The organism is Pseudonocardia humida, assembly GCF_023898865.1.
Taxonomy (GTDB): domain Bacteria; phylum Actinomycetota; class Actinomycetes; order Mycobacteriales; family Pseudonocardiaceae; genus Pseudonocardia; species Pseudonocardia humida.
On the sequence record NZ_JAGSOV010000101.1, the window covers coordinates 1 to 25,292 of the forward strand.

Consider the following 25,292-nt stretch of genomic DNA (forward strand, 5'->3'; position numbering starts at 1 on the left):
ACCTACCACCGGCGCCGCCGCCAGCTCACGCTGGGCCGGTTGACCCCGGTTGAGTACGAAGCAATGATCACCAGACCTGCCGCACAGGCGGCCTGACTGACCTGTCACCTATCGGTGCAGCAGTCCCTGGTGTCCTACTTCATCACCCACGCCGACACCCAGGTCGCCGGCCAGCCCCAACGCGACAACCAGCTCATACCGGCCGAAGCACTACGCCCACGCCTCACCGACGCGAACGCCGAGCGTGCCCACCGCCGCGAGGTTCGAGCCCGCGACCACTCGGGTACAAGGTCATTGATCCACGTAGCCCAGAGCATTTACCAAACGTCAACGGCTGTACCGCTGCTACTCGACCCCGGGACCGCTCTCGTTCGTTCGGAGTGGTCGGGCGGCGCGAGCGCCCGTCAGCGACGCCCGTCCGTCGCCGCGGCGAGCTGCTGCCACTCCCGCGGGCTCATGCCGTAGGCGGCGCGGAAGCGCTTCGCGAAGTGGCCGGGATCGGCGAAGCCCCACTGGCGCGCGACGCCGGCGATCGACGTGCGCCGGGGGCCCGCTGTCGTCAGGGTGCGGCGCGCGCCCTCCAATCGCTCCCGCATCAGCCATCGCCGGACGCTGAGGTTCCGCTCGGCGAAGAGCAGGTGCAGATAGCGCACGGAGATGTTGTGCTCGGCGGCGATGCGCGCCGGGTCGAGGTCGACCTCGCCCAGGTGGAGGCGCATGTAAGCGGTGATCCGGGCCGTCAACGACTCGGCGGCGGTCTGGCGCTGGTGCCGCGACTCGGCGGCCGACGCGATCAGGGCCCGGACCAGCTCGACGGTCGCGACGCCGAGCATGGCGGCGCTGGGGCAGGTCTCGACGGCGTCAGCGACCTGCCGCACGTGACCGAGATGCGCGCGGGTCAGTTCATGGAGCGGGCTGTTGCGCAGGCGGGGAGCCGCGGTGCGGATGACGTCGACGGGGAGCCCGAGCTGCGCGACGTCGACGTAGAGGGATTGCGTGGCGCTGGCGGGCCATGCGGTGAACTCGAACGGCGAGGTCAAGTCCACCAGCTGCAGGTCGCCCGTCCGCGCCGGGGACAGGTCGCGATGGGTCAGGCTGCCGCGCCCGATGAGCTGGATGGCCAGCGAGATCTGCTCCTCGGCTCCACCGCGCAGGTGCCGCGCCCTGCGCACCACCCGGTGCCCGGAGGACGCGACGTGCGCGAGGCGGGCGCTCGTACCCAGCTGCCAGCCGTGGATCCGGGCCCGGACCTCGCCCCGGGCCTCGACGTCGACCTGCGACGGAACCACCTTCGAGGTCATCGCGGCCCGCAGCGCATCGGCACGGCGATCGGCAGGCATCGTGTCCGTGTCGAGCAATAGCGCCACGCTGACCCTCCGCTGCCAGTGATGTCGAGCCTAGCGGCGTCCGGTGGGGTGGTCGATCAGCCGAGAAGGTCAACGGTTCTGCACTGCCATCCCAGAATCCTGCGCGCGCAGCCCATTCCTCCGGGTGCGGACGATGTTGGCTTGCGATCGGAACGCCGGGAACCCTGCCGAGGAGAACCAGCCATGAGCACCGCGCCCGACACCATCGTCCTCATCCACGGGTTCTGGGTGACCCCGCGCAGCTGGGAGACCTGGATCGCGCATTACGAGCAGCGCGGCTTTCGAGTCATCGCACCCGCCTACCCGGGCTTCGAGGTGGAGGTGGAGGCCCTCAACGCCGACCCCTCCCCGGTCCAGGCGGTGACGGTCCCGGCCATCGTCGAGCACCTCGAGTCGGTCGTGGGCGGCCTCGACGCACCGCCCATCCTGATCGGACACTCCGCAGGCGGGGTGTTCACCCAGATCCTGCTCGACCACGGCTTCGGGGCCGCCGGGGTCGCGTTGAACTCCGCGCCCACCGAGGGCGTCCCGGTGGTGCCGCTGACCCAGATCAAGTCAACGTTCCCGGTGCTGAAGAACCCCGCGAACCGGCACAAGGCGGTCGGCTACTCGTTCGAGCAATGGAACTACGCGTTCACCAACACCCTGCCCGAGGACGAGGCCCACGCCCTCTACGACCGCTACGCCGTCCCGGTCTCGGGGATGATCCTCTTCGAGAGCGCGCTGGCCAACCTGACCCCCGGACACCAGGGCACCTGGGTCGACTACCACAACGACAGCCGCGCCCCGCTGCTGTTCGTCGCCGGCACCGAGGACAACATCATGCCGCCGAAGGTGCAGTGGTCCAACGCGAAGCACTACAAGTCCGACAAGACCCTCACCGAGGTCGTCGAGTTCAGCGGCAAGCCCCACCTGCTGCCGTCCGCCCCCGGCTGGGAGGACATCGCCGACTACGTCCTCGCTTGGGCCCTGCGCAACGCCAGAGGATGATCAGCCTGACGCACGTCGGCGGGCCGACCGTGCTCATCGAGGTCGACGGATGGCGACTGCTCACCGACCCGACCTTCGACGCCCCCGGCAGGCGCTACGACTTCGGCTGGGGGACCTCGTCGCGCAAGACCACCGGCCCCGCCGTCGCCGTCGCCGTCGCCGACCTCCCTCCGATCGACGCCGTGCTGCTCAGCCACGACCACCACGGCGACAACCTCGACACGGCCGGACGCGCCCTGCTCCCGTCCGCCCCCGTCGTCATCACCACCGCGTCCAAGCGGATCGTGGGCTACTCCATCGACGCCCGGATGACCTCCGACCTCGCGGTCACCGCGCTCCGCAACGCGGTCGCGCTGCGTGGACCGGCCGCGACCGTGGTGCACTCCGACCGCGGCAGCCAGTTCCGATCACACGCCTACCAGCGAGAACTCCGCTCGGCCGGGCTGCGCGGATCCATGGGCCGCGTCGGGACTTGCGCGGACAACGCCGCGATGGAGTCGTTCTTCAGCCTGCTGCAGAAGAATGTGCTCAACCGCCGGCGCTGGCGCACCCGCGCTGAGCTCCGCCTCGCGATCGTGACCTGGATCGAGACCACCTACCAGCGGCGCAGACGCCAGGACGGCCTCGGTCGACTAACCCCGGTCGAGTTCGAGACACTGCTCAACGCTGCTCACGCGGCCTGACCCACCTACCTGCACCGGGTCAACCAAAGTCTGGGCAGTCCCGATCGACGTCGACGGCGCCAACGCCGCCTAGGCAGGCTCACCCCGATCGAGTACGAGAGCATTCATCACGCGGCCGCTAACGCGGCCTGAACGCACTCACCACGAGTGTCAACCAGATCGTCAGCAGTCCCTATCGAGGGTCGCGTCCGGTGACGTCCGGGTGTCGGTGGTCAGCGGCAGTCCGTGCACCGTCACCCGCGGGCCCGACCTGATCGAGTCCATACGACCCCGCGCTGCTGGTCGTCGCCCTGCCGAGGATCGGACGGGACTTCCTGTTGCTCGACGAGGCCCAGGACACCAATCCCGTCCTGGAGCAGGTGTTCAACGCACAACGCGGGCACGCGCAGCTGGTCATGGTCAGCGACTCCGCCCAAGCCGTCTACGGCTGGCGCGGCGCCCGCGATGTCATGACCGACTTCACGGTACCCCGCTGACCTTGTCGCGCTCCGTCCGGTTCGGCCCTGCGCTGGCGACCGAGGCCAACCGGTGGCTCGCCGTCGCTGGGCAGCCCCTGCGTCTGACCGGCTCACCGGCCGTCACCAGCCGCCTAGACACCGTGGACGACCCAGGACGCCATCCTGTGTCGCACCAACGGCGGCGCGATGGCCGAGTTACTCACCCTGCTCCATGCCCGACGCCGGGTCGCTCTCGTGGGCCGCGGCACCGCCCTGCACCACCTCGCCACCGCCGCCCGCGACCTGCAACAAGGCCGCCGCACCCTGCACCCCGAGCTGTTGCTGTTCGCCACCTGGGCGAAGTCCAGGACTACGCCGCCGACGACCCCGACGGCCGCGACCCGACGACGCGGTAGGGGCCACGGCCTCCGCGCGGGATCACCCGCACCACCGGCGAGCGCTTGTGGGTGCCACGAACTCTGTCACCGGCTCTGGCCAGGGGATACCGCCGCTTGCCACCAGCCCCGCGGCGGTGATCCGCAACGGCAGCAGGACGATCGAGGGCCGTGGCAGTCCGACTCATCCACCTCACGCTCGCCCACGTGCTGAGCCGGCTCGCGCTACTCCCTCGCCGACTCCACCAAGAACGTCGAGATCCTGGTCCTTCGTCACGAGGTCGTCGTACTACGCGCTCTGACCCGGCTGCTCCCGACCCGCCTGCGCAAGCTGCGGCTCCTCCTGCGGGGTGGAGGCCCCGCGCAGCTCGGCATGGGCCACTCCCACGGGCCCGGCGAGCCTCCGACTCCCGCCTCGCCGTCCGGGCGAGCAGCGCGGCGAAGCACTGGAAGCCGCTGTAGGTCAGCACCGACAGCACGCCCGGGATGGCCGGGGCAGCAGCCCCTCCCATACCCGGGGCGTAGAGACCGGGCACGACCTGGCGCCCGCGGGGTGCGTGCCGAAAGTCATGCCGGAGAACGTGACCACCGGCACCTGCGTCGGTGCGCCTCGCGCTCCTAGCGTCTCGGCAGCACGACACACCCGCCGCCGTACGTCGGCGACATCCGCGACCGGCTCCCCCACCGTCACAGGAGCAACGACCATGGCACTCGTCCTCGTCCGCGACCCCGCCGCCTCCCGCGACGGCTTCGACACCGGCGCGCGGCAGAGCGCCGGCGACCGTTTCGGTCACGCCGGGACCGAGGCGTGCGCGTGGGGACGGCGTGGAGCCGTCCCGCCTGCCCCCTGGGTCGGTCCCGTCCGTGGAACGGCCGGCGGGGCGACGACCCGGTCTTCCACCGCCCGCTCCTCGTGCTCACCCATCACGCCCACGAGCCGCGGCCGATGGAGGGCGCCCACCCCGCTGCCCCCTGGATCAGGTGAGGTCGCGGTGGGCCACTCGATCACGCACCTGACCTACCGCGCGCGTGCCCGCGCGCAGGGTTCCTGAGGTTCGTTCCGCAGACACGTCGAATGCCGGCGACGTCGTTCGTGGACCGGACGAGAGAACGGCGAGCGAGCCGGTCTGCCCACATCGGAGGTTCTCCATGTCCAGCACGTCCACCACCACCCCGTCCGCCGCGCCGACGCTCGGCTCGCTGCTTCTGGCGGGTGCGGCCGCGACCCTCGTCGCCGCGGTCGCCGCGTCGCTGGTCGCCGCGGCCGGCCGGGCGGTCGGGATCAGCCTGGCTCTGTCCGGCGTACCGATCCCGGTGTCCGGGTTCGCCGTGCTCACGGCGATCTTCTCGATCATCGGCCTGGTCATCGCCGTGGTGCTGCGCCGGTTCGCCCGCCGGCCGCGCACCGCGTGGATCCGCACCACCGTCGCGCTGACAGTGCTGTCCTTTGTGCCGGACGTGCTCACCGACGCCGACGGCGCCACGAAGCTGACGCTGATGCTGACCCACGTCGTGGCGGCGGCCATCGTGATCCCCACCGTCGCCCGGCGCCTGCCGTGACCGCCACCGGCAACCGCTGATCGCACCGGCTCGCCGCAAGCGCATCGGTATGCGGACGCGGCTCACCGACAGGCGATGACCGAGGAGTCCGGTCCCGATCTCGAGTCACCACCGAGTAGTGGGATCCAAGCGATGGAGGAAGGACCATGAGCTACTGCCTCCTCACCGAAGCAGTGAGCCACGGCTTCGACGCGGCCGCAGCCGCCGCCGGGTCCGCCGCAGCCGCCGCTGACACCAGCGACGTCGCGATCGAGGGAGATGTCGCCTGGTTCGGCACTGGGTCCAGCCCACCGCCCACGTGGCCGACCGAGCACACGGCTCACGAGGCGGGGTAGCCCTCCGTCCCGGCACGACCGTCGCCCGGGACGCCGGCGAGGCGGTGCGCGACCGGCCGAGCAGGACTGCACCCGGTGGGACAGCGACCTGATCGCCGACGGGCTGCCAGGGCACGTCATCCGCCGGTTCGCAGCAAGTGTCCGGCTGACCACCGCTACTGCAAGACCTCGGGGGAGGTACCGGTGACCGTAGCCGCGCTGCGGACGGTTCAGGTCGATGTGCTCGGCCCGCTGTCGGTCCGGGTGGCCGGACGGCCGGTGGCCGTGGGCCCCGGCCGACTGCGCGCCCTGCTCGCGGTCCTCGCGATGTCGCCGCGGCACTTCATCGGGCCGGACCGGCTGGCGACCGCGATCTGGGGCCAGGACCTGCCTGGCGACGCCCGGCGGAGCGTGCAGACCTACGTCGCGCGGCTGCGCAGACTGCTCGGCAGCGGCGCGATCCGCAGCGGCCGCGACGGGTACCTGTTGGAGGCGGACGTCGATGCCGTGCGCTACCTGCGAGTTCTCGACGTCGCGGCGTCCGAGCAGGATCCCGACACCGAGCGGGAACGGCTGCGCGCGGCGTCTGCGTTGTGGCGCGGCACCCCCTTCGACGGCGTGCGGGCGGCCTGGTTGGACCAGGTCGAGCGGCCACGGCTCATCGACCGCCGCTTACGCGCCGAGGAGCGACGGATCGATCTCGAACTGGCCGCGGGCGCAGGCGAGCAGCTGATCGGCGAACTTCGGGAGCTCACTGCCGTCCACCCGCTGCGTGAGCGGCTCTGGGCGCAGCTGATGACGGCGTTGCACCGCGCGGACCGGCGCTCCGAGGCCCTCGACGCCTACCAGGCCGTGTACCGCCTGCTCGACGACGAGCTCGGGGTGACGCCGGGTACCGGTCTGCGCGAGCTGCACCAGCAGATCCTCCGCGGCGACAACGGCCGTGCCGCCTGGGTGGCTGCTCTGCTGCCCCGCCAGCTCCCTCCGAGGACCACCGGGTTCGTCGGGCGGGCCGTGGAGCTCGCCCGGCTCGACTCCCTGCTGGCACGTACCGCGGGCGGCTCGGCGGTGATCACCGGCGGGCCTGGTGCGGGGACGACGAGCGTCGCCGTGCAGTGGGCGCACCGCGTCGCGGACCGCTTCCCGGATGGACAGCTGTACGCGAACCTGCGCGGGTTCGCCCGGCCCGGCCGACCGGCACCACCCGACGAGGTGGTCCGCGGCTTCCTGGAGACGCTCGGCGTACCGGCGGATCGCCACCCGACCGCTCCCGCTGCCCGGATCGGCCTCTACCGCAGCCTGCTGGCCGGCAGGCGTCTGCTCGTCCTGCTCGACGACGCAGCGGACGCCGAGCAGGTGCGTCCGCTGCTGCCCGGAGGGGAGGGCTGCGTGGCGCTGGTGACCAGCCGCGTCCGGATCACCGGGCTGACCGCGCAGGGCGCCCTCCCGGTGCCGATCGACGCCCTGTCCGCCGCGGAGTCCCGAGAGCTGTTGGAGCACCGGCTGGGCGTGGACCGGGTGCGGGCGGAACCGGTGGCCGTCGACCGGTTGGTCGGGCTGTGCGCCGGGCTGCCGCTGGCGCTCGCCGTCGTGGCTGCGCGAGCCGCCCTGCATCCGCTGCTCGGTTCACTCGCCGCGGACGTGTGCGGTTCCCGCGCCCCGCTGGACGCGTTGTCCGGCACGGACCCGGCCACCGACCTCCGGGAGTCGTTCTCCCGGTCCTACGGCGCGCTCGGTCCGGCCGCACGCCGGCTCTTCCGCGCGTTGGGCGTCGCGTGCGCCACGGGAGCCACCGCGACCGAAGCCGCGTTGCTGGCCGCGGTGCCGCTGTCCGGGACCGGGCCGGGCCTCGCCGAACTCTCGCGCCACCACCTGGTCGTCGAGCGGTCCCCCGGACGCTACGCCGTTCCCGGACTGCTCCGCGCGTACGCCGCCGAACTGCCGTTCGGGAACGACCGCGCCAGCTGACGGTGCAGGGTGGCGGCGTACAGCCCGCCCATGGCGAGGAGCTCGTCGTGCGTGCCCTGCTCGACGATGCGCCCACCGTCCATGACCACCACGCGGTCGGCGTGCAGGATGGTGCTGAGCCGGTGCGCGACGAGCACGACCGTCGCCCCGAGCGCGCGCAGGTTCCCCAGGATCGCCAGCTCGGTGTCGGGGTCGACCGAGCTGGTCGCTTCGTCGAGGACCAGCAGTGCCGGCTCCCGGATCAGGGCTCGGGCCAGCGCGAGTCGCTGCCGCTGCCCACCGGAGAGGCCTCCGCCCCGCTCGGACAGGTGGGTGCGGTACCCCATCGGCATCGCCTCCACGTCGCGGTGCAACTCGGCCAGCCGCGCGGCCCGGCCGATGTCCTCGTCGGTCGCGTCCCGCCGACCCAGACGGAGGTTGTCGGCGATCGTGCCGCTGAAGACCGCCGGTTCCTGGGCGACCGCCGCGCACCGCCCCACGAACTCCGGCTCGGACAACGCCCACGCCTCCCGCCCTCCGACGAGCGCCGTGCCGGAGTCCGGCCGGTACACCCCGAGCAGCATCCGGGCGAGGGTGCTCTTGCCGGAGCCGCTCGCGCCGGTGATCGCCACGAAGGACCCGGCGGGCACCCGCAGCGAGGCCGACCGCACGCCGGCTCCGGACGCGCCGTAGGAGAACGAGGCCTGCCGCAGCTCGACCTCGCCGATGGGTACGCCCGTGTCCGGGCGGGTCGGGCCCTCGCCGCGCCGGGGCGCGGCTTCCTCGTCGAGCAGGTCGCGAAGCCGGGCCAGGTGCACGGACACCACGTGGAGGGACCGCACCTGCTTGACCAGACCGGCGAGCGGAACGAGCAGACCGGACGCGATGTAAGCGCCGGTCAGCATCGAGCCGAGCGACGCCCCACCCTGGATGACCGCATACGAGCCGGCCAGGACGATCCCGGCGCCGAGCGCGACCTGGACGACGTCGGTCAGATCATCGAGCCTGCTCTCCCACAGCTGCCGGCGCCCCGCCGCCCGCACCTCCTCCGAGAAGGTCCGGCTCCACCGGGCCAGGATCGGCTCCTCGAGCGCCGACATCTTGACCGACTCGATGCCCGCCAGCGCCTCCAGCACGAGGCTCTGCTGTTGCGCGCCGAGCTCGATCTCGCGGCGGGCCATCGCATGCAGCGGTCCGGTTCCGGCCAGCAGCAGCGCGAGCTGGACCAGTACCACCGCGAGGACCACGACCGCCAACCCGGGCGCGACGACCAGGAGCAGCCCCAGGTAGACCAGCGCGGTGACCAGGTCGAGGAACCCGACCAGCACCTGTGTCGTGAGGACCTGCCGGATCACCGCGTTGCTGCGTACCCGGTTGAGCAGGTCGCCGACGGTCCTCAGGTCGTAGAACCGCATCGGCAGTCGGAACAGGTGGTGCACGACGCGTGTCGTGAGGCTCTCGTCGACGGCCACCTGGAGCCGCACCAGCACACCGGCACGCAGGATGCCGACCAGCACCCGGCTCATGACGACCGCGCCGAGTGCGAGGAGCGCCAGCCCCACGAGGTCGGAGGAGCCCCGGGGGACCAGCGTGTCCACCGTGAGGCCGACGGCGAACGCGGGCAGCAGGCCCGCGGCCGTCGCGAGCAGCGAGGCCAGCGCTGCGGTGACGATCGCGCCCGGCCGGCGCGGAGCCTGGTCGAGCAGGAAGCGGACGAGACCACGCGTGCCGCTGCGGCGCGGGCGGGCCGCGCCCGAGAACGTCAGCACGACCCCGCCGAACTCCTCGGCGAACTCGGAGAGCGGGATCCGGCTGCGCCCGTGGGCCGGGTCGACGACCGAGACGCTGCGCCGTCCGACCCGGTCGACCACGACGAAATGATCGTGCCGTAGGTGGGCGATCACCGGCATGGGCACGTTCACGAGCTCCGGGCCGGTGCACCGCACGCCGCGGACGGTGAGGCCGGCGTCTCGGGCGGCCCGTGCCAGCCCCAGCGCCGTGCTGCCATCGCGGCCCACCCGGAGCTGCTGTCGGGTCTCCCGCACGCTCACCCCGTGACCGAAGGCGGTCAGGACCATGGCCAGGCAGGCGGCGCCGCACTCGGCCATCGACGACTGCGCCTGGTAGCGGACCCGGTGTCCGGCTCGGCCGCCGCTCACCGTGCGCCCCGCTCGGCGGTGGTCGAGGAGATCGCCCGCGCCACGGTTGCGGCCTGCGTGCGGATCTCCGCCTCGGTCAGCCCGGCGACCCGTCTCTCGACGAGCTGCATCGGGGTCCGCGTCCAGAACCCGTCAACGCTCGTGCCGTCGGGCAGTACGAGCGACCGGTCGGCGACACCGGTCGTGAAGTCCGGGACGACGCCACGCCGCAACGCGGCGATCTCGGCGGACACGACGGCCGGGTGCCCCGGGCCGCGGGTGGTCGCGTGCCACAGCCGCTCCAGCAGGACGTCCCGGTCGCGGCCGTCACGCAGCAGGTTGGGGTGCAAGCTCATGTCGAGCAGCCGCAGGTGCACCCGGACCGGTCGCGGGACGTAGCGCGTGGACGCGGCCGACAGCACGGCCAGCGGGCCGCGCCGGAAGCCGTCCCGGTCGTGCAGCACGGCCCGCATCCCGTACTCGAACCCCGCGACGAACGCCTCGGCGTGCAACGCCGGCTCGACCCGCCGCCCGGCGAGCACCGGCAGGTTGACATGGGCCGGCATGACCGGCCGCCGGGGGACCATGCCGGGGACGCCGTGCTCGTCACGCCCCGGAACGGCCCGGACGACCGCCGCCGGACGCCCGGCGGTCTCGCCGAAGCCCGGGTAGTCGAACGGCCGAAGCGCCCCGGACTCGTCGCGGTAGTGCGAGACGGAGGGGATCAGCCCGGTCGCGAGCACCGACGACATGTCGGCGGTCCCCTCCCCGGTCAGCAGTGTCTCGAGATCGATGAGGACGGGGTGGCCGCCCGCGGCGACCACGTTGGCCGCGTGCACGTCGAGCCCGCGCAGCAGGTGAACCAGCGCAGTCAGCGCCCCGGCCCGCCAGTAGAACCGCTCCACCTGGCCCTGGTCGCGACAGTCGGCGGGCGTGACATGCTCCATCCAGCCGTACGATCCGGCGTCCAGGACACGCGCACCGCGCAGACGGTGCGCGGGCCCGCCCGCGTTGAACCAGTCGACCACTGCCGCGAAACCGGCTTCCGGGCTGGTAGACCGGGGCTTGTACACGAGCCGCGCGCGCTCGAATCGCAGGATCCGAACCGGGCCGATCGAGCGGGACGTGTCCGCGGGCGTCGTCATGGCGACCAGCGCCCCCGGGTCCGGGCCCGCGAGCCCGGTCTCCCGGATGCGGTTCCAGTCCGCCACCAGTCGAGAGGCGAGCTCGAGGCTCCGGTCGGCCCACCCGGCGTAGGACTCGATCACGAAGCGCACCAGCCCGGGGTACTCCCGCCAGAGGGCGCTGCGCCCGCGGCCGGTGTCGAGCCGCGACGAGAAGTCCCGCCACGCGGTGCCCTGGCGGCCACCGACCTCCCCGCGCTCCCGCGCGACGTGGTACTCGAGGACTGCGGTCCGGATCGCGGGCGCGAGCGTGCGGTGGACCGGCCACCCGCCGGTGACGACGTCGGACAGCCGCGACAGCTCCGGGGGGAGCGAAGCCCGCGGGTGCCGCGCGGCGAGCGCCACCAGCAGGCGATGCCTCGCGCCGTCGAGGAACGGGTCCAGCCAGCCGGCCGCGTCACGCCACGCCGCCGTGTCCGCGGGACGGCCTGCCCGGTCGCGATCGGCGCGGAACCGGCGGTACCAGTCGGGCGCGGCGAGGCGGCCCGCCCACTCGTCGCCGTCCGCGGCGAGCACCGCGGCCAGCCCGTCGGCGCTGAGGCCCAGCCGGTCCACCCGGGCGGCGACGACCTCGCTGTTCCGCGTCCACGGCATATCCTGCCAGAACTGCCTGCGGGCGTCGTCGGGGCCGGGGCGGACGGCCGTCGCGCCCCGCTCAGCCAGGCTCGCGGCACGCCACCACGGCACGTCGGTGCCCGCTGCATCCGTCACAGCAGGCCGGTTCCCGGTCGTGCGGCCGCGAGCAGACCCCATCCGATGCCGGCGAGCCCAGCGGACAGGCACGGGGTCTCGACCGACCCGGGGGTGCTGCACCGCCGAGGACCGACCGCGATCTGCTCGAGCGCGGCAGCGGTGCAGTCGTGCGCCCGCTGGTACCGGCCGCCGCTTCGCGTCAGGCACAGCAGGGCCAGGAGCTCACCGATCGCGCCGTCCAGGAGGCCGTGGTGGTGCACGGGCCATGTCGGGCCGCTCCAACGTCCCACCAGTCGGTCGCGCGTGTCCCGCCGGATCAGCTCGACCGCATCGAGATCGTCCGACGGCAGCGAGCCGTCGCGGACGATCCTGTCGGCGGCCATCCCGACGCCCGCCACGCCTCCTCGCAGGCTCCAGCCCGCCGGGTCGGCGGCCCGCGCCAGCGACAGCGCATCGCGCGCAACCGTCCGGTACCGGGCGAGCGGGCGGTGCACGCACAGCGCGCTCATCGCGAGCGCGACGCCGATCGGGCCTCGGACGATCCCGTCACCGTCCGAGCGAACACCCGCCCGCCACGCCTCGACCAGGTGGTCGGCGACCGTGCCGGCCAGCGCGGAGGCGCGCTCCCGGCCGAGGGCCGGAACGCACGCGAGCAACCCGAGCACCGCACCCGCCGCACCGTCGGCGACGGCGAGGGACCCCGCTGTGCCCACGCACAGCCGCACCAGGTCGCCGGCCAGCTCGTCGACCACCGCATGCCACCGGCGGGTCCCCATCCCCGTCCCGAGCGACGAGAGCAGGCACAACGTGCCCGCGGCTGACCCGAACAGCCCGACATCGGCGGCGTCGACGTCATCGGCGCCGGCCCGGCCCGCGACCCGGCCGGCGAGGTCCGGTGGCACCCGCAGCGCGAGGTTGTCCGCGACTTGCGCCGCGATGCCGGTGAACTCGGTCCGTCCCGTCACCACGCCGAGCCGGCCGAGGAACAGGCCGATCCCGGCCAGTCCGTGGTCGAGCCGCAGCCCGGCCGCCTCGAGGGTCCACACGTCGTCGTCGTAGCGACGCAGGCCGAGCCAGCCGCAAGTCCCGTCGCCGTCGACGCGCAGCTGCAGCAGCCGCTCACCGACGGCGGTCGCGGCGTCCAGCAGGCGGCCCGCCCGACCGTCCGACGGCCCCGGTGGCTCAGCCGGAGCTGGGCCTGGGCCGGCCGCGCCGAGCGTCGCCATCGCCAGGTCGATGACCCGTTCCTGGCGTTCCCTGTCCACGTCGTCGAGGTCCAGCAGGTGGTCGAAGACGGAGTCGTACGGGCGGCGGGAGAAGTAGTCGGAGATCACGGTGCCGTCGCCGGCGGCCAGGTCGGTCGAGCGCGGACGGAACTCGAACAGCGGGACGTCTCCCGCCCCCATCTGGTCGATCTCCGACTGGACCACGTCCCGCACGTGCGGGGAATCCGGGACGTTCCAGAGGCGGTCGAGGAGGACCTCCCGGTCCCGGCCGTCGCGGAGGTAGTCCGGGTGCAGGCTCTGGTTCTGCAGACGGGTGTAGACCCGGGTCGGGCGCACGATCAGGCGCAGCCGTGCGCCGTGGAAGGCCCGCAACAGCCCGTCCGGCGACAGGAGATCGCGGCGGGCCGAGAGCAGCGCTCGGTAGCCGGTGCGGAAGCCGTCGACGAGCTCGTCGCGGTAGCGGCCCGGCTCGTGCCGGTCGCCGGCCACCCCGGGCCGGTTGGCCAACTCCTCGGTGACCGGGCGTGGCCCGGGCACGATCCGGGCCGTGTCCGTGCCCGGTTCGAGCATCTGCAGCATGCCCACCGGGACGGCCTGGCCCGCCCGCGCACCGATCGCGCTCATGTCGATCCGGCGCAGGCGACCGGTCTCGTCCCGGAAGACCTGGGGGTCCGGCAGGAGATAGGTGCGCAGCACGGAGGCCGACAACGCCTCACCCGCAGGGTCGTCCGGGATCGGGCTCGGTGGGTCGAACAGCGTCTCGACGTCGACGACGACCGGATCCCGTCCTGCTGCGACGATGTTCTCGGCGTGCAGGTCGGTCGCCCGCAGTGCGTGGAACACGGCCAGCAGGCCGCCGAGGCGGCGGTAGAACTCGGAGACGTCGGCCGCCGTCGCGCACTGCGCAGGCTCCACGAACTCGCACCACCCGTACTCCCCGCGGTCCACCGTGGACGGAACGCGCAGGCGGGGGGCCGCCGGGTCACGGCCGAGCGCGGCGATGACCTCGTGCAGCGCGACGTCCACGGCGAGCGGTCGCGGCTTGTACATCACGCGGCCGTCGCCGACGTACACGGTCGCGACCGACTGCCCGCCGCGGTGGCTGTCCCCCACCCCGAGATCGACCCGCCACGGCAGACCGGCGGACCGCGGCAGCAGCCCGCGCTCCCGCAGCTCCGCCCGGTCCGCGACGAAGCGGGATGCGAGGCGGGTCGCGTTCGCGACCCAACCCCGTCCGATCTGGGTCAGGACGCGCAGCAGCACCGGGTAGTCGGCCCAGAACGGGCCGCGGAACGCCACATCTGCGGACAGGTCGAGGAAGGACCGGAACCGCTCGGCCGGGTCGTCGCCGCGCAGCAGCCCCTGCACGCGCGCGACGTTCAGTTCGAGCACCAGCGTCCGCTCGGCGGCCGCCGCGAACGCCTCGCGTGGCGCGGTGTCCACCAGCGCTCGGAGGAACCCGGCGCGCTCGGAGACCGGGACGCCGTCGCACCAGGACAGCACCGGCGAGAGCGCCTGCCGCAGCCGGGAGCGGTAGTGCTCCAGCAGCGGATCGACCAGACGCGTGAGACCGCCATCGGGCACTGCGCAGCCAGCCTGCGTCGCCGCGGACAGTTCGTCCGGGTCCAGCCAGCCGGCGCCGCGGTCCCCGGCCCGTAGGGCGAGGCTGCGGTGGTCCTCGTCCAGGAGGGCGCGAAACGCGTCGGCGTCCGTGCCCAGCGCGGCCAGGCGGTCGGCGGTGCGGTGCGGTCGCGTGCGGGTCCAGCGGTGCGACGCCCAGTACGCGTGCCGCTCGTCCCCGCCGGGTTCCGCGACCGGCGGCGGTCCGAGCCGCAGCCGTTCGCGCAGGGTCGCGGCACGCCATCCGTCGACCTGCCGACTCGTCATGAGGTACTCCCGGGGGTGGGGCGGATCCGGGTGCCGGGCGGCGCGAAGCGCACGCCCGGCACCCGGGTCAGCCCGGGTGGGCGACGCTCCAGCTGCTTCCGGCGCCGATTCCGGTCCCGCCGCCGCCGCCGGAGTCGGCCTTGTGCGCACCGCCGACGATCTCGTCGAGCTCGTCGTCGAGCAGCACGTCACCGACCGGGTTCTCCACCCCCGAGGCGCCGATGCGCCTGCGGTGGAACGGGTCCTTCCAGACGCGGACGAGGTCCATCCGCCACTCCTCTCTGTAGACACCCGGCTGGTGCCGGGCTCCGGAAGCGAATCAACACGACGCGTCAGATCGGTGTCAGAACGTCGTCACGCGCGCTCACGACACCAACAGCGCCGCGTCCCAGCCCGTGACCGGCCTGCTGCCACGCGCGTAGGCGTGCAACGCCAGCGCGATGCCCGCCGCGCCCCGCAGAAGGCCCGCGTCCGTGGCGAAGCCGGACGGCCTCCGCGGGTCGTAGCGCTCCACGATCCGCGTGGCGACTGTGGCGGTGCGCTCGAGGATCCATCGATCTCCCGCGTCGGCGCCGACCAGGCCCGTCAGGTGCAGGATCCCGGCCCTGCCGTGGCACAGGCCGTCCTCCTCGTCCCCCACCACCGCATCAGCCAGGAGCTCCCGTGTCGAGCTCACCGCGACCGCCGTCCACTCGGGACGGTGCAGGGCCATACCGGCGAGCTGGATCGCACGGGCCGTCCCCGGTGCGCCGTAGCACCAGCCCGGCCGCGCGCTCGGCGGCGCGGCGCGGCCCGATTCGAGGTCGCTGCGCGACAGCGCCCCGGGCCAGCACCGGCCCTGCCCGTCGGGTACACGCCGCGCCAGGAGCCAGTCCACGATCCGGGTGATGGCGAGGTCCTGCTCCGGCACGCGGACGCCGGCGCGCCAGGCCAGCGCCAGCAGGGCGAGTGGCCCGCATACGCCGTGCGCCAGGCCGAGGTTGGCGTGGCCTTCGCCGTCGTCGGGCTCGTCGAAGGCCACGCGACGCCGCGCGTGCGCGACCCACCATCCCGGTAGCTGGTAGGTGGGTCCGGTCAGCGGCCGGGTCAGGGCCGTGAGGTACTCGAGGACCGAGATCAGCCCAGCCGACGGCTCGTGATCCCGGTCGAGCAGGTAGCGACCGACCCCGGTCACACCGGCCACCACGTCGTACGCGTCGAACGTGGCGCCCGGGAGGGATGCCCCGATTCGGCGGAGCTCTGGTCGCAGCCGGATCGGCAGGCGGGCGTCGATCCGCCGGTCGACGACCGCCAGCTCGGACCTGAAGCGTTCGGCCAGCTCGGGGGTGCGGGTGGCGGCGAACGCGAACGCGACCGGCCCCTCGAACAGGCCCGGCGGCAGAACCGCGCCGGAGCGCACCGCCTCGGCCGCAGCCGAGAGGTGCGCGGCGGCCGCCTGCGCGTGGGCGTCGGCCCCACCGTCGGCGGAAGCGAGCTCCGCATGCAGGAGTGCGATGCCCGCGGCGCCCTGCGCGAGAGAACCCGCCGTCCCCCCGGGATCCGTCCGGTGGTCCGCGAGCCGGCCCGCGACCTCGGCGACGATCTCGCGCACCTGCGCACCGATCGGATCGCCGAGTGGCATCAGCAGGCACGCGCGCCGGCGTTCCAGCTGGTCGTACTGCCACCGCCGCCACCCCCGGAGTCGGCCTTGTGCGCGCCACCGACGATCTCGTCGAGCTCGTCGTCGAGCAGCACCTCACCGATCGGGTTCTCCACCCCCGACGCACCGATGCGCCTGCGGTGGAACGGGTCCTTCCAGACACGGACGATGTCCATCTGCAACACCTCTCGTCGAGCGGCACGTTCGAGCGGGTCGAAGGGAACCACCAGCCGACGTCAGATCGGTTGCAGATCGGTGTCAGCCCTGCTCTCGGTCATGGTCTCGATGGGAGGAACCCCGGGTCGGGGCCGCGGACGCCGAGGGGGCCAATGGGACTTCCACCTCGCCGACGCGCCGCCCCGCACCGCGTCGCGTGGGAGGGCTGAGTACACCAGGCGCGGTAGCCCATGGTGTCGAAGAGTCGTTCGATCGGTTCCTCGAAGTCCGTCGGGTGCATCTGCAGCAGGTCGGTCCGAGTCCAGAGCTGCGAGCGCCCGCGCACTGGAGTCGATGCGGTACGTGGCCACGTCCAGGTCGGCGAACGGGTCGACGTGGGTGTGGGCGTAGGGGTGCGGAGACATCTCGGCACCGAAGCGGCGCAGACACTCCGCAGGGTCGAGCTGCACCGGCAGGCGTCGGCTAGCGTCGGCGGCGTCCGTCGACGGCCCGGCGATGTGGGAGAGCGTGCGGTTCGGCTTGCTGCTGTCCGCGCAGTTCCCCGACCAGCCGCACTCCGCCGTGCTCGACGCGACCGTCGCCACCGCGGTCGCCGCCGAGGAGACCGGCTTCGACGACGCGTGGGTGGCCGAGCACCACATCCACGTGCCGACCGGTTGCTCGGACACCTTCGCCCGCTCGACACCTGGGCGAGCGACAGCTCACCGGCCTGAATAGACAACCCGATCCGGACCGTCTCCTCGGCCGCAGTCGGTGTCGCGCAAGCACTGGAGACGACAGCTCGCCGAGTATCGGCTGAGGTCGTGGCCGAAACCGTCAGAGTTACGTCCTTGCTAGGCTGATGATCGTCGTCGAGCATGACCACCGTGGGCTCAGCAGCGGCCGATTCTCGCGTCGTGGTCATCGTCGCGTTCCCCGGGGTTCTGGGGATGGATGTCGTGGGTCCGCTCGAGATCTTTGCGATGGCCAATCGACTCGGCGCAAGACCTGCTTACGCGACATCGGTCGTGTCCATCGACGGAGGGAAGCTCACAGCTTCGTCGGGCCTGGTCATCGCAACTGAGCAGGCCGCAACCGTAGCGGGCCCCATCGACACCTTGATGGTCGCGGGCGGGTACAGCACTGCTCACGCTGCTGACAACGGCGACCTCATTCGCTGGCTGGCCGAGGCGGCAGCGTCGGCGCGGCGGGTGACATCGGTCTGCACCGGGGCCTGGCTGCTTGCGCGCGCGGGCCTGCTCGACGGGCGCCGGGCGACCACGCATTGGTCGGTGTGCGGCATGCTTGCCACCCGCTTCCCATCGGTCGAGGTCGAGACCGACCGCATCTACGTGCGCGACGGCAACGTCTGGACATCGGCAGGAGTCACCGCTGGGATGGACATGGCGCTCGCCCTGGTCGAGCACGACCACGCTCCCGGGTTGGTGATGGCCGTGGCCCGCGAGATGGTCATGTTCGTCCACCGGCCGAGCGGGTTTCCTCAGATCAGTGCACAGCTCGCAGTTCGTCGGCCGGTTCAGGAACCGCTCCGCGACGTCTTGGCGCTTATCGCCGAACAGCCCGATGCAGACCTGTCGGTGCCCGCCCTCGCGCGCCGCTGCACGATGAGCGTGCGCAACTTTAGCCGGGCCTTCCGCCGGGAGACAGGTGCCACGCCGGCGGCGTTTGTGCAGGCGAGCCGGGTCGAGATGGCTAGGCGCTTGATCGATACCAGCGATGCGACATTCGATGACATCGCCCGCATCTGCGGGTTCGGAACCGTCGAAACGATGTACCGCACCTTCCAACGCACTCTGGGCATCACCCCCGGCCGCTCCCGACGAGCCCGCACAGAGCCGGTCTAAGAGAAGCTAATTAATGATTGAACGGTGGAGGTGGAGATGACCGGCGTGTCCGGATCAGAGCCATTCATCGGCGATGCCAGTGAGCCGGCGAGCGCAAGGTCCGGCTGGCTCGCGTCGCTGGCACGGTGGTGGCCGGCTCTCATCGGCGTGGCGGGGGGCGTCATCGCTCTGCTCACCATCGAGCCGTGGAATCGCACGGATCCACCGACGCTGCTCCTGCCCGGCCTGGCCATGGCGTACCTCGTCTTCGGAGCGGTACGAGGTCAGTTCCGCCGTCCCGGCGTCCTGCGGCTGGAGATCATCGGGCTGGTCGTCTTCGGCGGCTGCGGAGTTCTGGCCGTGCTCGTGATACCCCAGGCCGGTCAATACGTCGCAGGTCTAGCCTGGATCGGCCATGCCGCCTGGGACGTCGCCCACCACCGCGACCTGAGTCACCACCATGCCGTCGGAGTCGTCCCGCGTGGCTATGCAGAGTTCTGCATCGTTCTGGACCTCCTGATTGGCGCTTCCCTCATCGCCGCACCCCTTACCTGAGAGGCGACGCGACGATCAACCCCGCCCAGACGCAATCCGGCACCTCCGCCGCCTTCGGCATGACCGACCGCACGGCGACAGGATCGACCTCCATCTGCACGGCGGCGGCAGCCATGAGCGCCGGCGCCGACCGCGAGCCGCCGCCACGCGCGTGGGTTCAGTGCGGCAATCAACTCGTCGGCGCGCTTCTCGGCGATGCTGAACTCCGGGCCGTCGCAGCGCCGGGGCGATCGCCGCTGCCGCAGCCGGACTCAAGTTCAGGCCGGCCATGTTCCTGGCCGGACCCTTCCTGAGCCAAGCTGCCGATCTCGCGAAGAACGCGGCGAACCCGAAGGTCATGCGCGCCGCGGCGCTCGAGCGGATCAAGCGGCAGTACTCGAAGAAGATCGACCTGCGCTGCGCCGAGATCTGTACCAGCGCGATCGAAGGCCGCCGCAGCGGCAAGCTGGAACCCTGCGCCGGCCTGCCGGCGAACGTCGACGCACTGGGTCTGTGAGGCGGCCCGCGCTGCCATCCCGGCTCAGGCGAAGGCTTTGAAGGCCTCCACGGACAGATCGGCCGGCCGCTCGGCCCGCACCACCTCGCGCAGCGCCGCCAGCGCGTGCCCGGTGTACTGCTCGGCCAGGTCCACATTGATCGCCCGGTTCTGGGCGATCCGGCTCGAGCGCCGGTCCGCTCGAGCCCGTCGCGCCGCCCAAGTAGGTCTAGAGCAGGGCGCTACGCTGACTGGCCGGCACCACGCGGATTGTGTGCAGAAGATCGGTACCGCGGGGAGGAGCTCGACCAGGGTGCGCCCGCGGTAACTGAGACCGCGGAACTGCGCCAGCTGGGAGCGCGACGGCATGAGAGCCTCGGCGACAGCGGGAGCTTCGAGATCCAGCATGCGGTCAACCGCGCGGTGGGCGAGCTGGAGCAGGCGCGGCCGCCCGCTCGCCGGTAGGGGCCGACCTGCCAGGCCTGGGTAGTGCCCCTGGCCGCGCGCCGGCGTCCGGCCGGCAACGATAACCCGATCCCGCCGGGGCAGTTCCCCCGGTTGCGGCACGCGGCCCCACGACCAAGATCACCGGTCAAACCGTTCAGGAGGGCCGAATGTCACCGCACCTGCAATCGTTCAGCGATCCGGCACCCCCGCTGGCCGGCGCCGCCATCCTGGCCCAGCAGTGGCGCCTGCTCACGTTCGTGCACTGGCGGGTCGACCCCGAGTTGGTGGCGCCGCTGATGCCCGCAGGCACCTCCCCCGACGTCTTCGACGGCAGCACCTGGGTCGGGCTGGTGCCGTTCCAGATGGTGGGGACCGGGCTCGGCCGGCTGCCCCGCCTGCCCTGGTTGGGCACGTTCGCCGAGACCAACGTCCGGCTCTACAGCGTCGACGACGCCGGCCGGCGCGGGGTGGTGTTCCGCTCGCTGGAGGCGGCTCGGCTGCCGGTGGTGCTCGTGGCGCGGGCGCTGTTCGGGCTGCCCTACACGTGGGCGCGCATGCGCATCCGGGAGGTCGACGGCGAGATCCGGTACACCACGGCGCGAAGGTTCCCGGGCCCGCGCGGGGTGGGCGGGCGCATCGGCGTCCGCCCGGGCGCGCCGCTCCCCCGCCCGGAGGCGCTCACCCGGTTCCTGACCAACCGCTGGGGCCTGCACGTGCGCCACCTCGGCCGCACGCTGTACATGCCCAACCACCACGGCCCGTGGCCGCTGCACGAGGCCGAGCTGACCCGGCTGGACGACTCCCTGGTCGCCGCGGCGGGCCTGCCCGGGCTGGCCGGTCGCGCCCCGGACTCGGTGCTGTGGTCACCGGGCGTGCCGGTGACCTTCGGCCCGCCCCACGACGCCCGCCGGCCGCGCCGGGGCCACTGACCGGGGTCAGGCCCGGGGCGGGCGCGGTCGACCAGTGGCGACGACGAACGAGCCGGTCTCCCCGTGCGGTCCTGCTCGGAGTCGTAGGCCCGCCGGCGCAGTGAACCGGGCGCGTAGTCAGAGCATCGGACGGATCGCGGTGGCAAAGGCCGTTCCGAAGATCGGCGAGAAACGGACCGCCGCGGTGGCCCACTGCCTGCGGATCATCGGCATCTGGTCATGCGTAGCCCGCAAGGTGCGACTGGAGTCCAGCCCGTGCTTCGAAGCGCTGGCGACCGGCCACACTGAGACATGCATCTCCGATGAGCTGGCCCGGCACGTCACCTGCTTGCTCTCTGCGCCGGCCGACGGGCAATGCGCCCTCCGAGCGCCGAGACGAGATCGCCGCCGGCGCCAGCTCAGGGTTGGTGGTGAGGATGGCGAGGGCCTGTTCGCGGTCGCCGTCGGTGGGCGACGCTGGAACCGGGCCCCGCGATCGCGGACGAGGACCTGGAACCGCTCACCGGCCTCCTTGAGGTCCAAGGCCAGGTTGCGGGCAGCTAGGTCACCACGCTCCCGCCGCCGCCCGCGGTCGCCGCGTTGCCCAGTGCTGGAGGAGGACCACCAAGTCGTCGACGCCGGAGTATCGAGCAGGCTTAGGCTAAGAGGTCGTTGCAGAAGTCGGCGCGTGTTGATCACGCCATCGCACCTGCCTGGCAGCGATGATCATGCTTGATGGTGGGTGGATCGACGGCGCAGCGGCTGGTGACCGATGAGCTGTGGGAGGTGGTCGAGCCGCTGATTCCCCAGCCTCGGCGTCCGCTCCGAGGGGCCCGGCTGGGCCGACCGCGGGTGCCGGATCGGGTCGTACTGGCCGGCATCGTGTTCGTGCTCAGCACGGGGATCCGCTGGAACGAGCTGCCCGTCGAGCTGGGCTGCGGGTCCGGAACGACGTGCTGGCGGCGGCTGCGGGACTGGCAGCGCGCCGGGGTCTGGCACGAGGTGCACCGGGTGGTGCTCGACCGGCTCGGTCAGGCCGGAGTGTTGGACTGGTCGAGGGCTGCGGTCGACTCGGTCAGCGTCCGCGCCAAGCGTGGAGGCGAGGTGACCGGGCCGTCGCCGACCGACCGCGGCAAGGCCGGGACGAAATACCACGTGTTGTGTGACCGCAACGGGTTGCCGCTGAACGTGCTGATCACCGGCGCGAACACCCACGACAGCCGGATGCTCGCCCCGCTGCTCGACACCAACCCCGGCGTCCGCGAACAGGTCGGCCGTCCTGGTCGGCCGCGGCGACGCCCCCAGAAGCTGCATGCCGACAAGGGAGACGACTTCCCCCGATGTCGCCGGTATCTGTCCCGGCGCGGGATCGGGGTGCGCATCGCCCGGCGTGGGATCGAGGACTCCTCTCGGCTTGGCCGGGTCCGATGGGTCGTGGAACGCACCATGGCCTGGCTGCTCAGCTTCCGCCGGCTCGCTCTGCGCCATGACCGCTCCCGCGACACCGTCGAAGCGTTGCTGTCGCTGGCCTGCGCACTGATCTGCCTCCGCCGGCTACCACCGTCAGCCCCCTGACCAGCGCCATCATCGCCGGGCTGTCGACGATCGCTGCAGCGCGGTCCAGGCTAGGCGCTTGAGCGCGTCGTTGGTCTCGTCGAGGTCGAACAGTGTCGGGTCGAACCGGTCCGAGCCCCACCACTCGACGTGCTCGGAGTGTTCGGGGTCGGCCGGATCGGCCAGAACCTCCAAGAACCGCTGGTAGCCCCACACGCCCCCGACGTCCTCGGGCGGGCACGCCCCTTGCCCGGCCACGCACCGCGGATAGCGCACCCCCGGTTCCGGGGTGGTGACGGCCTCGACGGTCAGGCGGTGGCGCCAGCTGTCGCCGAAGTCGTAGAGGTACTCGACCACATCACCCGCGCTCAGCAGCTCGGACAACCTCGTCGTGGACTCGTCCACGGTCCTGGTGTCGAACTCCGGGTCGAAGTCCGGGTCCGGCACTCCGTAAGGCGTTCCGGCGATCTGGAACTCGTGCAGGTGCGCGTGATCCCAGCCCATCGCTTCCTGCATCACCTCGTGCAAGACGGCCAGGCTCGCCCCGTCCGGGACCTCGACCATCCGCCGCACCACCGGCTCGGACTCGACCAACACGATCTCGATCCGCATGATCTTCGTCGCCGCCGTCACCCAAGGCCTCGCCATGACAGCGATGCTCCCACCGACCCCGGATCGTCACCGAACGCCCGTCAGGACTTCTGCAACGACCTCTAAGCCCGCGACAGGATGTGCAGCGCATCGGCGGGATGGTGGTCGTCCTCGCCCAGCTCGGCGATCCGGTCAGCGAGAACCCGAGGTCGACCAGCCGCTTGATGCGCAGCAGCCGGGCCAGGTGATCGACGTACCTAGTCCGTGACCTTGCTGGCCGCCCGGTACTCGAGATGGGCGTACTGCGGGTGGCGGATCAACCAACCCGCGATGAAGGGACAGACCGCAAGCACCCGGAGCCCCTCCGTCTGCACCGATTCGACAGCCGTGCGAGCCAGCTGGGAACCCACGCCGCGCCCTTCGAAGGCCGGATCGACCTCGGTGTGGACGAAGGCGACGAGCTCCGACGTGCGGAAGTAGTCCGCGAACCCCGCGAGCGTCTCACCAGCGCGGGCCTCGAACCGGTTCGCGGTGCGGTTGTCGGTCACGGTGATCATGTGATGTCCTCCGGGTTGCTTCGGTGCCACCGGAGGGGGTCGTCCTCCAGGGCGGAGCGGTCCCAGCGCCCGAGGTCCGCGGCCGCCGCGTAGGTGCTGTGCAGGAACTCCGTGACCACCCGGTCCGGGTCCGGTGCGGCCCGGGCGACCTCGTAGGGCAGCAGGAACTGCTGGAACTCGGGGCTGTAGTACGCGCCTTCGACGCGGACCGGGTGGTCGGCGAACCCTTCGGGGGCGGGGTAGGCGTAGGAGTAGAAGGCGCCCTCCTCCCCGCCGCCCGGCCAGAACCCGCAGCTGGACAGTTCCCGGGAGTAGCCCTCGACCATGACCCAGTCGCCGCAGTTGGGCGCTCCACCGGGGTGCGGCGGCGCCGGACGCCCGGAGAAGCGGGTGCAGGCGAGGTCCATGCCGCCCCAGAAGAAGTGCACGGGGCTGACCTTGCCGACGAAGTGCGACCGGAACTCGCCGATCACCCGGTTCGCCTGCAGCAGCTGCCGCCAGAACAGGGCGGCCGCCTCACCGTCGTACGAGGCGTGCACGGTGTCCTCCGCGAACGGGATGGCCGGGTCGACCTCGTTGGGCCGGGGCCGGATCGGGGCCTCGATGCCGAGCTGGTCGAGCACGTCCAGCACCTGGGCGTAGAACTCGGCGACCGACATCGCCCGCAGCGGGACGCTGCGCGCGCCGCCGTCGCTGGTGCGGGCGTCGAGCCGGTGGGCGAGGAAGTCGAACTCGATCTCGAACGCCCCGCCCCGGTACGGGATGGTCGAGGTCGTCAGCCCGCGCGGGCTGACGTACAGGGTCACCTGCCACCAGTGGTTGACCAGCGGGGCGTGGGCCATGCGGATCTTGCCCACGACCTGGGTCCACATGTGCAGGGTGTCGCGGGTGGGGGTCCAGTCCGAGACCCGCAGGCTCGGCCAGCTCGTCGCAGAGTTGATCGTCTCAGCGCTGTTCATCGGTACTCCGGGTTGGCGTGATCGGGATGGCAGCCGGCGTCCCAGGCTGTGCGCTGGTTGCCGTGGGCGGGGATCCCGCCGGCGCGGCGGATCATCCCCGCGAGGTGGAGCAGGTTGTAGGTCATGAACGCGATGTTGCGGTTGGTGAAGTCGTTGTCCGGGCCGCCCGAGCCCTCGTCGAGGTAGGAGGGGCCGGGGCCGACCTCGCCGATCCAGCCCGCGTCGGCCTGGGGCGGGACGGTGAACCCGATGTGCTGCAGGCTGTAGAGGATGCTCATCGCGCAGTGCTTGAGGCCGTCCTCGTTGCCGGTGAGCAGGCAGCCGGCGACGCGCCCGTAGTACGCGTACTGGCCGTGCTCGTTGAGCACTCCCGAGTAGCCGTAGAGCCGCTCGATCACCCGGCGGGTCACCGAGCTGTTGTCGCCGAGCCAGATCGGCCCGGCGACGACCAGGACGTCGGCGGCCAGGATCCGGGTGAGCAGGGCAGGCCACTCGTCGGTGTCCCACCCGTGCTCGGTCATGTCCGGGCGGACGCCGGTGGCGATGTCGTGGTCGACGGCGCGGATCTGGTCCACCCGGACCCCGTTCGCCTCCATGATCGCCACGCTGCGGTCGATCACGCCCTGGGTGTGGCTGCGGCCGGGCGAGCGGTTGAGGGTGCAGTTGATGTACATCGCGCGCAGCCCGGTGAAGTCGGGCTCCTGCGTCACGGATCCGTCCATGAGACGTTCTCCCTCGTTCATGCCGCGTCCACGTCGGACGTCGTAGCGCGCCGCCCGCCCAGGT

Annotated in this window: 23 protein-coding genes; 11 read left to right on the forward strand and 12 right to left on the reverse strand. The window is 72.2% G+C overall.

Going from position 1 to position 25,292, the window contains the following annotated elements:
- Nucleotides 1-404: 404 nt before the first annotated feature.
- Nucleotides 405-1,301 carry a helix-turn-helix domain-containing protein gene (locus KDL28_RS38880; protein WP_252446509.1) on the reverse strand — a complete coding sequence of 299 codons (897 nt, stop codon included), beginning with the start codon at nucleotides 1,299-1,301 and terminating at the stop codon, nucleotides 405-407.
- Between the two features lie 249 nt (nucleotides 1,302-1,550).
- On the opposite strand from KDL28_RS38880, the gene KDL28_RS38885 reads away from it, so the two are divergent.
- The 5 genes from KDL28_RS38885 (at nucleotide 1,551) to KDL28_RS38910 (ending at nucleotide 7,714) form a co-directional block, all read left to right on the forward strand.
- Nucleotides 1,551-2,357 carry an alpha/beta hydrolase gene (locus tag KDL28_RS38885; RefSeq protein ID WP_252446510.1) on the forward strand — a complete coding sequence of 269 codons (807 nt, stop codon included), beginning with the start codon at nucleotides 1,551-1,553 and terminating at the stop codon, nucleotides 2,355-2,357.
- Nucleotides 2,354-3,040, forward strand: a complete 687-nt coding sequence (locus KDL28_RS41975) for a DDE-type integrase/transposase/recombinase (protein WP_308216133.1) — start codon at nucleotides 2,354-2,356, stop codon at nucleotides 3,038-3,040. The genes KDL28_RS38885 and KDL28_RS41975 overlap by 4 nt, the downstream gene beginning before the upstream one ends.
- Nucleotides 3,041-3,357: 317 nt before the next feature.
- Nucleotides 3,358-3,516 carry a UvrD-helicase domain-containing protein gene (locus KDL28_RS38900; RefSeq protein ID WP_252446511.1) on the forward strand — a complete coding sequence of 53 codons (159 nt, stop codon included), beginning with the start codon at nucleotides 3,358-3,360 and terminating at the stop codon, nucleotides 3,514-3,516.
- Nucleotides 3,517-5,021: 1,505 nt separating this feature from the next.
- Nucleotides 5,022-5,432: a DUF6069 family protein gene (locus tag KDL28_RS38905; RefSeq protein WP_252446512.1), complete on the forward strand. Its 411-nt coding sequence runs from the start codon at nucleotides 5,022-5,024 to the stop codon at nucleotides 5,430-5,432.
- Nucleotides 5,433-5,842: 410 nt separating this feature from the next.
- On the forward strand, nucleotides 5,843-7,714 hold the full coding sequence (locus tag KDL28_RS38910) for an AfsR/SARP family transcriptional regulator (protein WP_252446513.1): 1,872 nt from the start codon (nucleotides 5,843-5,845) through the stop codon (nucleotides 7,712-7,714).
- Here the strand turns inward: KDL28_RS38910 and KDL28_RS41980 are convergent.
- The 6 genes from KDL28_RS41980 to KDL28_RS38940 form a co-directional block, all read right to left on the reverse strand.
- Nucleotides 7,645-9,852: a peptidase domain-containing ABC transporter gene (locus tag KDL28_RS41980; protein ID WP_252446514.1), complete on the reverse strand. Its 2,208-nt coding sequence runs from the start codon at nucleotides 9,850-9,852 to the stop codon at nucleotides 7,645-7,647. The two genes, KDL28_RS38910 and KDL28_RS41980, sit on opposite strands and share 70 nt — an antisense overlap.
- Entirely contained in the window at nucleotides 9,849-11,726 is a 1,878-nt protein-coding gene (locus KDL28_RS38920; RefSeq protein WP_252446515.1) for a DUF4135 domain-containing protein, read from the reverse strand. The genes KDL28_RS41980 and KDL28_RS38920 overlap by 4 nt, the downstream gene beginning before the upstream one ends.
- Nucleotides 11,723-14,821 carry a type 2 lanthipeptide synthetase LanM family protein gene (locus KDL28_RS38925; RefSeq protein ID WP_252446516.1) on the reverse strand — a complete coding sequence of 1,033 codons (3,099 nt, stop codon included), beginning with the start codon at nucleotides 14,819-14,821 and terminating at the stop codon, nucleotides 11,723-11,725. The genes KDL28_RS38920 and KDL28_RS38925 overlap by 4 nt, the downstream gene beginning before the upstream one ends.
- A 67-nt stretch (nucleotides 14,822-14,888) precedes the next feature.
- Nucleotides 14,889-15,089, reverse strand: coding sequence for a hypothetical protein (locus KDL28_RS38930; protein WP_252446517.1), 201 nt, complete (start codon nucleotides 15,087-15,089; stop codon nucleotides 14,889-14,891).
- Nucleotides 15,090-15,185: 96 nt separating this feature from the next.
- Complete coding sequence (locus KDL28_RS38935; RefSeq protein ID WP_252446518.1) at nucleotides 15,186-16,412, reverse strand: lanthionine synthetase C family protein; 1,227 nt, start codon at nucleotides 16,410-16,412, stop codon at nucleotides 15,186-15,188.
- Nucleotides 16,413-16,441: 29 nt separating this feature from the next.
- A complete protein-coding gene (locus KDL28_RS38940; protein WP_252446519.1) occupies nucleotides 16,442-16,636 on the reverse strand; it encodes a hypothetical protein in 195 nt (64 codons plus the stop codon).
- 508 nt (nucleotides 16,637-17,144) lie between these two features.
- Between KDL28_RS38940 and KDL28_RS38945 the strand changes: the two genes are divergently transcribed.
- The 4 genes from KDL28_RS38945 to KDL28_RS38960 all read left to right on the forward strand — a co-directional run bounded on the left by KDL28_RS38945 (nucleotide 17,145) and on the right by KDL28_RS38960 (nucleotide 19,511).
- Nucleotides 17,145-17,354: an LLM class flavin-dependent oxidoreductase gene (locus tag KDL28_RS38945; protein ID WP_252446520.1), complete on the forward strand. Its 210-nt coding sequence runs from the start codon at nucleotides 17,145-17,147 to the stop codon at nucleotides 17,352-17,354.
- A 140-nt stretch (nucleotides 17,355-17,494) separates the two neighbouring features.
- Nucleotides 17,495-18,481 (forward strand): GlxA family transcriptional regulator, encoded by a 987-nt coding sequence (locus tag KDL28_RS38950; protein ID WP_252446521.1) that lies wholly within the window; start codon nucleotides 17,495-17,497, stop codon nucleotides 18,479-18,481.
- Nucleotides 18,482-18,505: 24 nt separating this feature from the next.
- Complete coding sequence (locus tag KDL28_RS38955; RefSeq protein ID WP_252446522.1) at nucleotides 18,506-19,015, forward strand: hypothetical protein; 510 nt, start codon at nucleotides 18,506-18,508, stop codon at nucleotides 19,013-19,015.
- Between the two features lie 268 nt (nucleotides 19,016-19,283).
- A complete protein-coding gene (locus KDL28_RS38960; protein ID WP_252446523.1) occupies nucleotides 19,284-19,511 on the forward strand; it encodes a hypothetical protein in 228 nt (75 codons plus the stop codon).
- A 24-nt stretch (nucleotides 19,512-19,535) separates the two neighbouring features.
- Here the strand turns inward: KDL28_RS38960 and KDL28_RS38965 are convergent, their stop codons facing one another.
- A complete protein-coding gene (locus tag KDL28_RS38965) occupies nucleotides 19,536-19,898 on the reverse strand; it encodes a hypothetical protein (protein ID WP_252446524.1) in 363 nt (120 codons plus the stop codon).
- A gap of 206 nt (nucleotides 19,899-20,104) precedes the next feature.
- Between KDL28_RS38965 and KDL28_RS38970 the strand changes: the two genes are divergently transcribed.
- The gene (locus KDL28_RS38970) at nucleotides 20,105-20,866 is read left to right on the forward strand and encodes a YqjF family protein (RefSeq protein ID WP_252446525.1); all 762 of its coding nucleotides are present in this window, start codon (nucleotides 20,105-20,107) and stop codon (nucleotides 20,864-20,866) included.
- Nucleotides 20,867-21,580: 714 nt separating this feature from the next.
- A complete protein-coding gene (locus tag KDL28_RS38975; protein WP_252446526.1) occupies nucleotides 21,581-22,420 on the forward strand; it encodes an IS5 family transposase in 840 nt (279 codons plus the stop codon).
- Nucleotides 22,421-22,429: 9 nt separating this feature from the next.
- Here the strand turns inward: KDL28_RS38975 and KDL28_RS38980 are convergent, their stop codons facing one another.
- The 4 genes from KDL28_RS38980 to KDL28_RS38995 form a co-directional block, all read right to left on the reverse strand.
- On the reverse strand, nucleotides 22,430-23,047 hold the full coding sequence (locus KDL28_RS38980; RefSeq protein WP_252446527.1) for a plasmid pRiA4b ORF-3 family protein: 618 nt from the start codon (nucleotides 23,045-23,047) through the stop codon (nucleotides 22,430-22,432).
- A 200-nt stretch (nucleotides 23,048-23,247) separates the two neighbouring features.
- Complete coding sequence (locus tag KDL28_RS38985) at nucleotides 23,248-23,547, reverse strand: GNAT family N-acetyltransferase (protein ID WP_252446528.1); 300 nt, start codon at nucleotides 23,545-23,547, stop codon at nucleotides 23,248-23,250.
- Nucleotides 23,544-24,506, reverse strand: coding sequence for a DUF5996 family protein (locus tag KDL28_RS38990; RefSeq protein WP_252446529.1), 963 nt, complete (start codon nucleotides 24,504-24,506; stop codon nucleotides 23,544-23,546). The genes KDL28_RS38985 and KDL28_RS38990 overlap by 4 nt, the downstream gene beginning before the upstream one ends.
- Nucleotides 24,503-25,228 carry a flavodoxin family protein gene (locus KDL28_RS38995; protein WP_252446530.1) on the reverse strand — a complete coding sequence of 242 codons (726 nt, stop codon included), beginning with the start codon at nucleotides 25,226-25,228 and terminating at the stop codon, nucleotides 24,503-24,505. The genes KDL28_RS38990 and KDL28_RS38995 overlap by 4 nt, the downstream gene beginning before the upstream one ends.
- Nucleotides 25,229-25,292 lie beyond the last annotated feature (64 nt).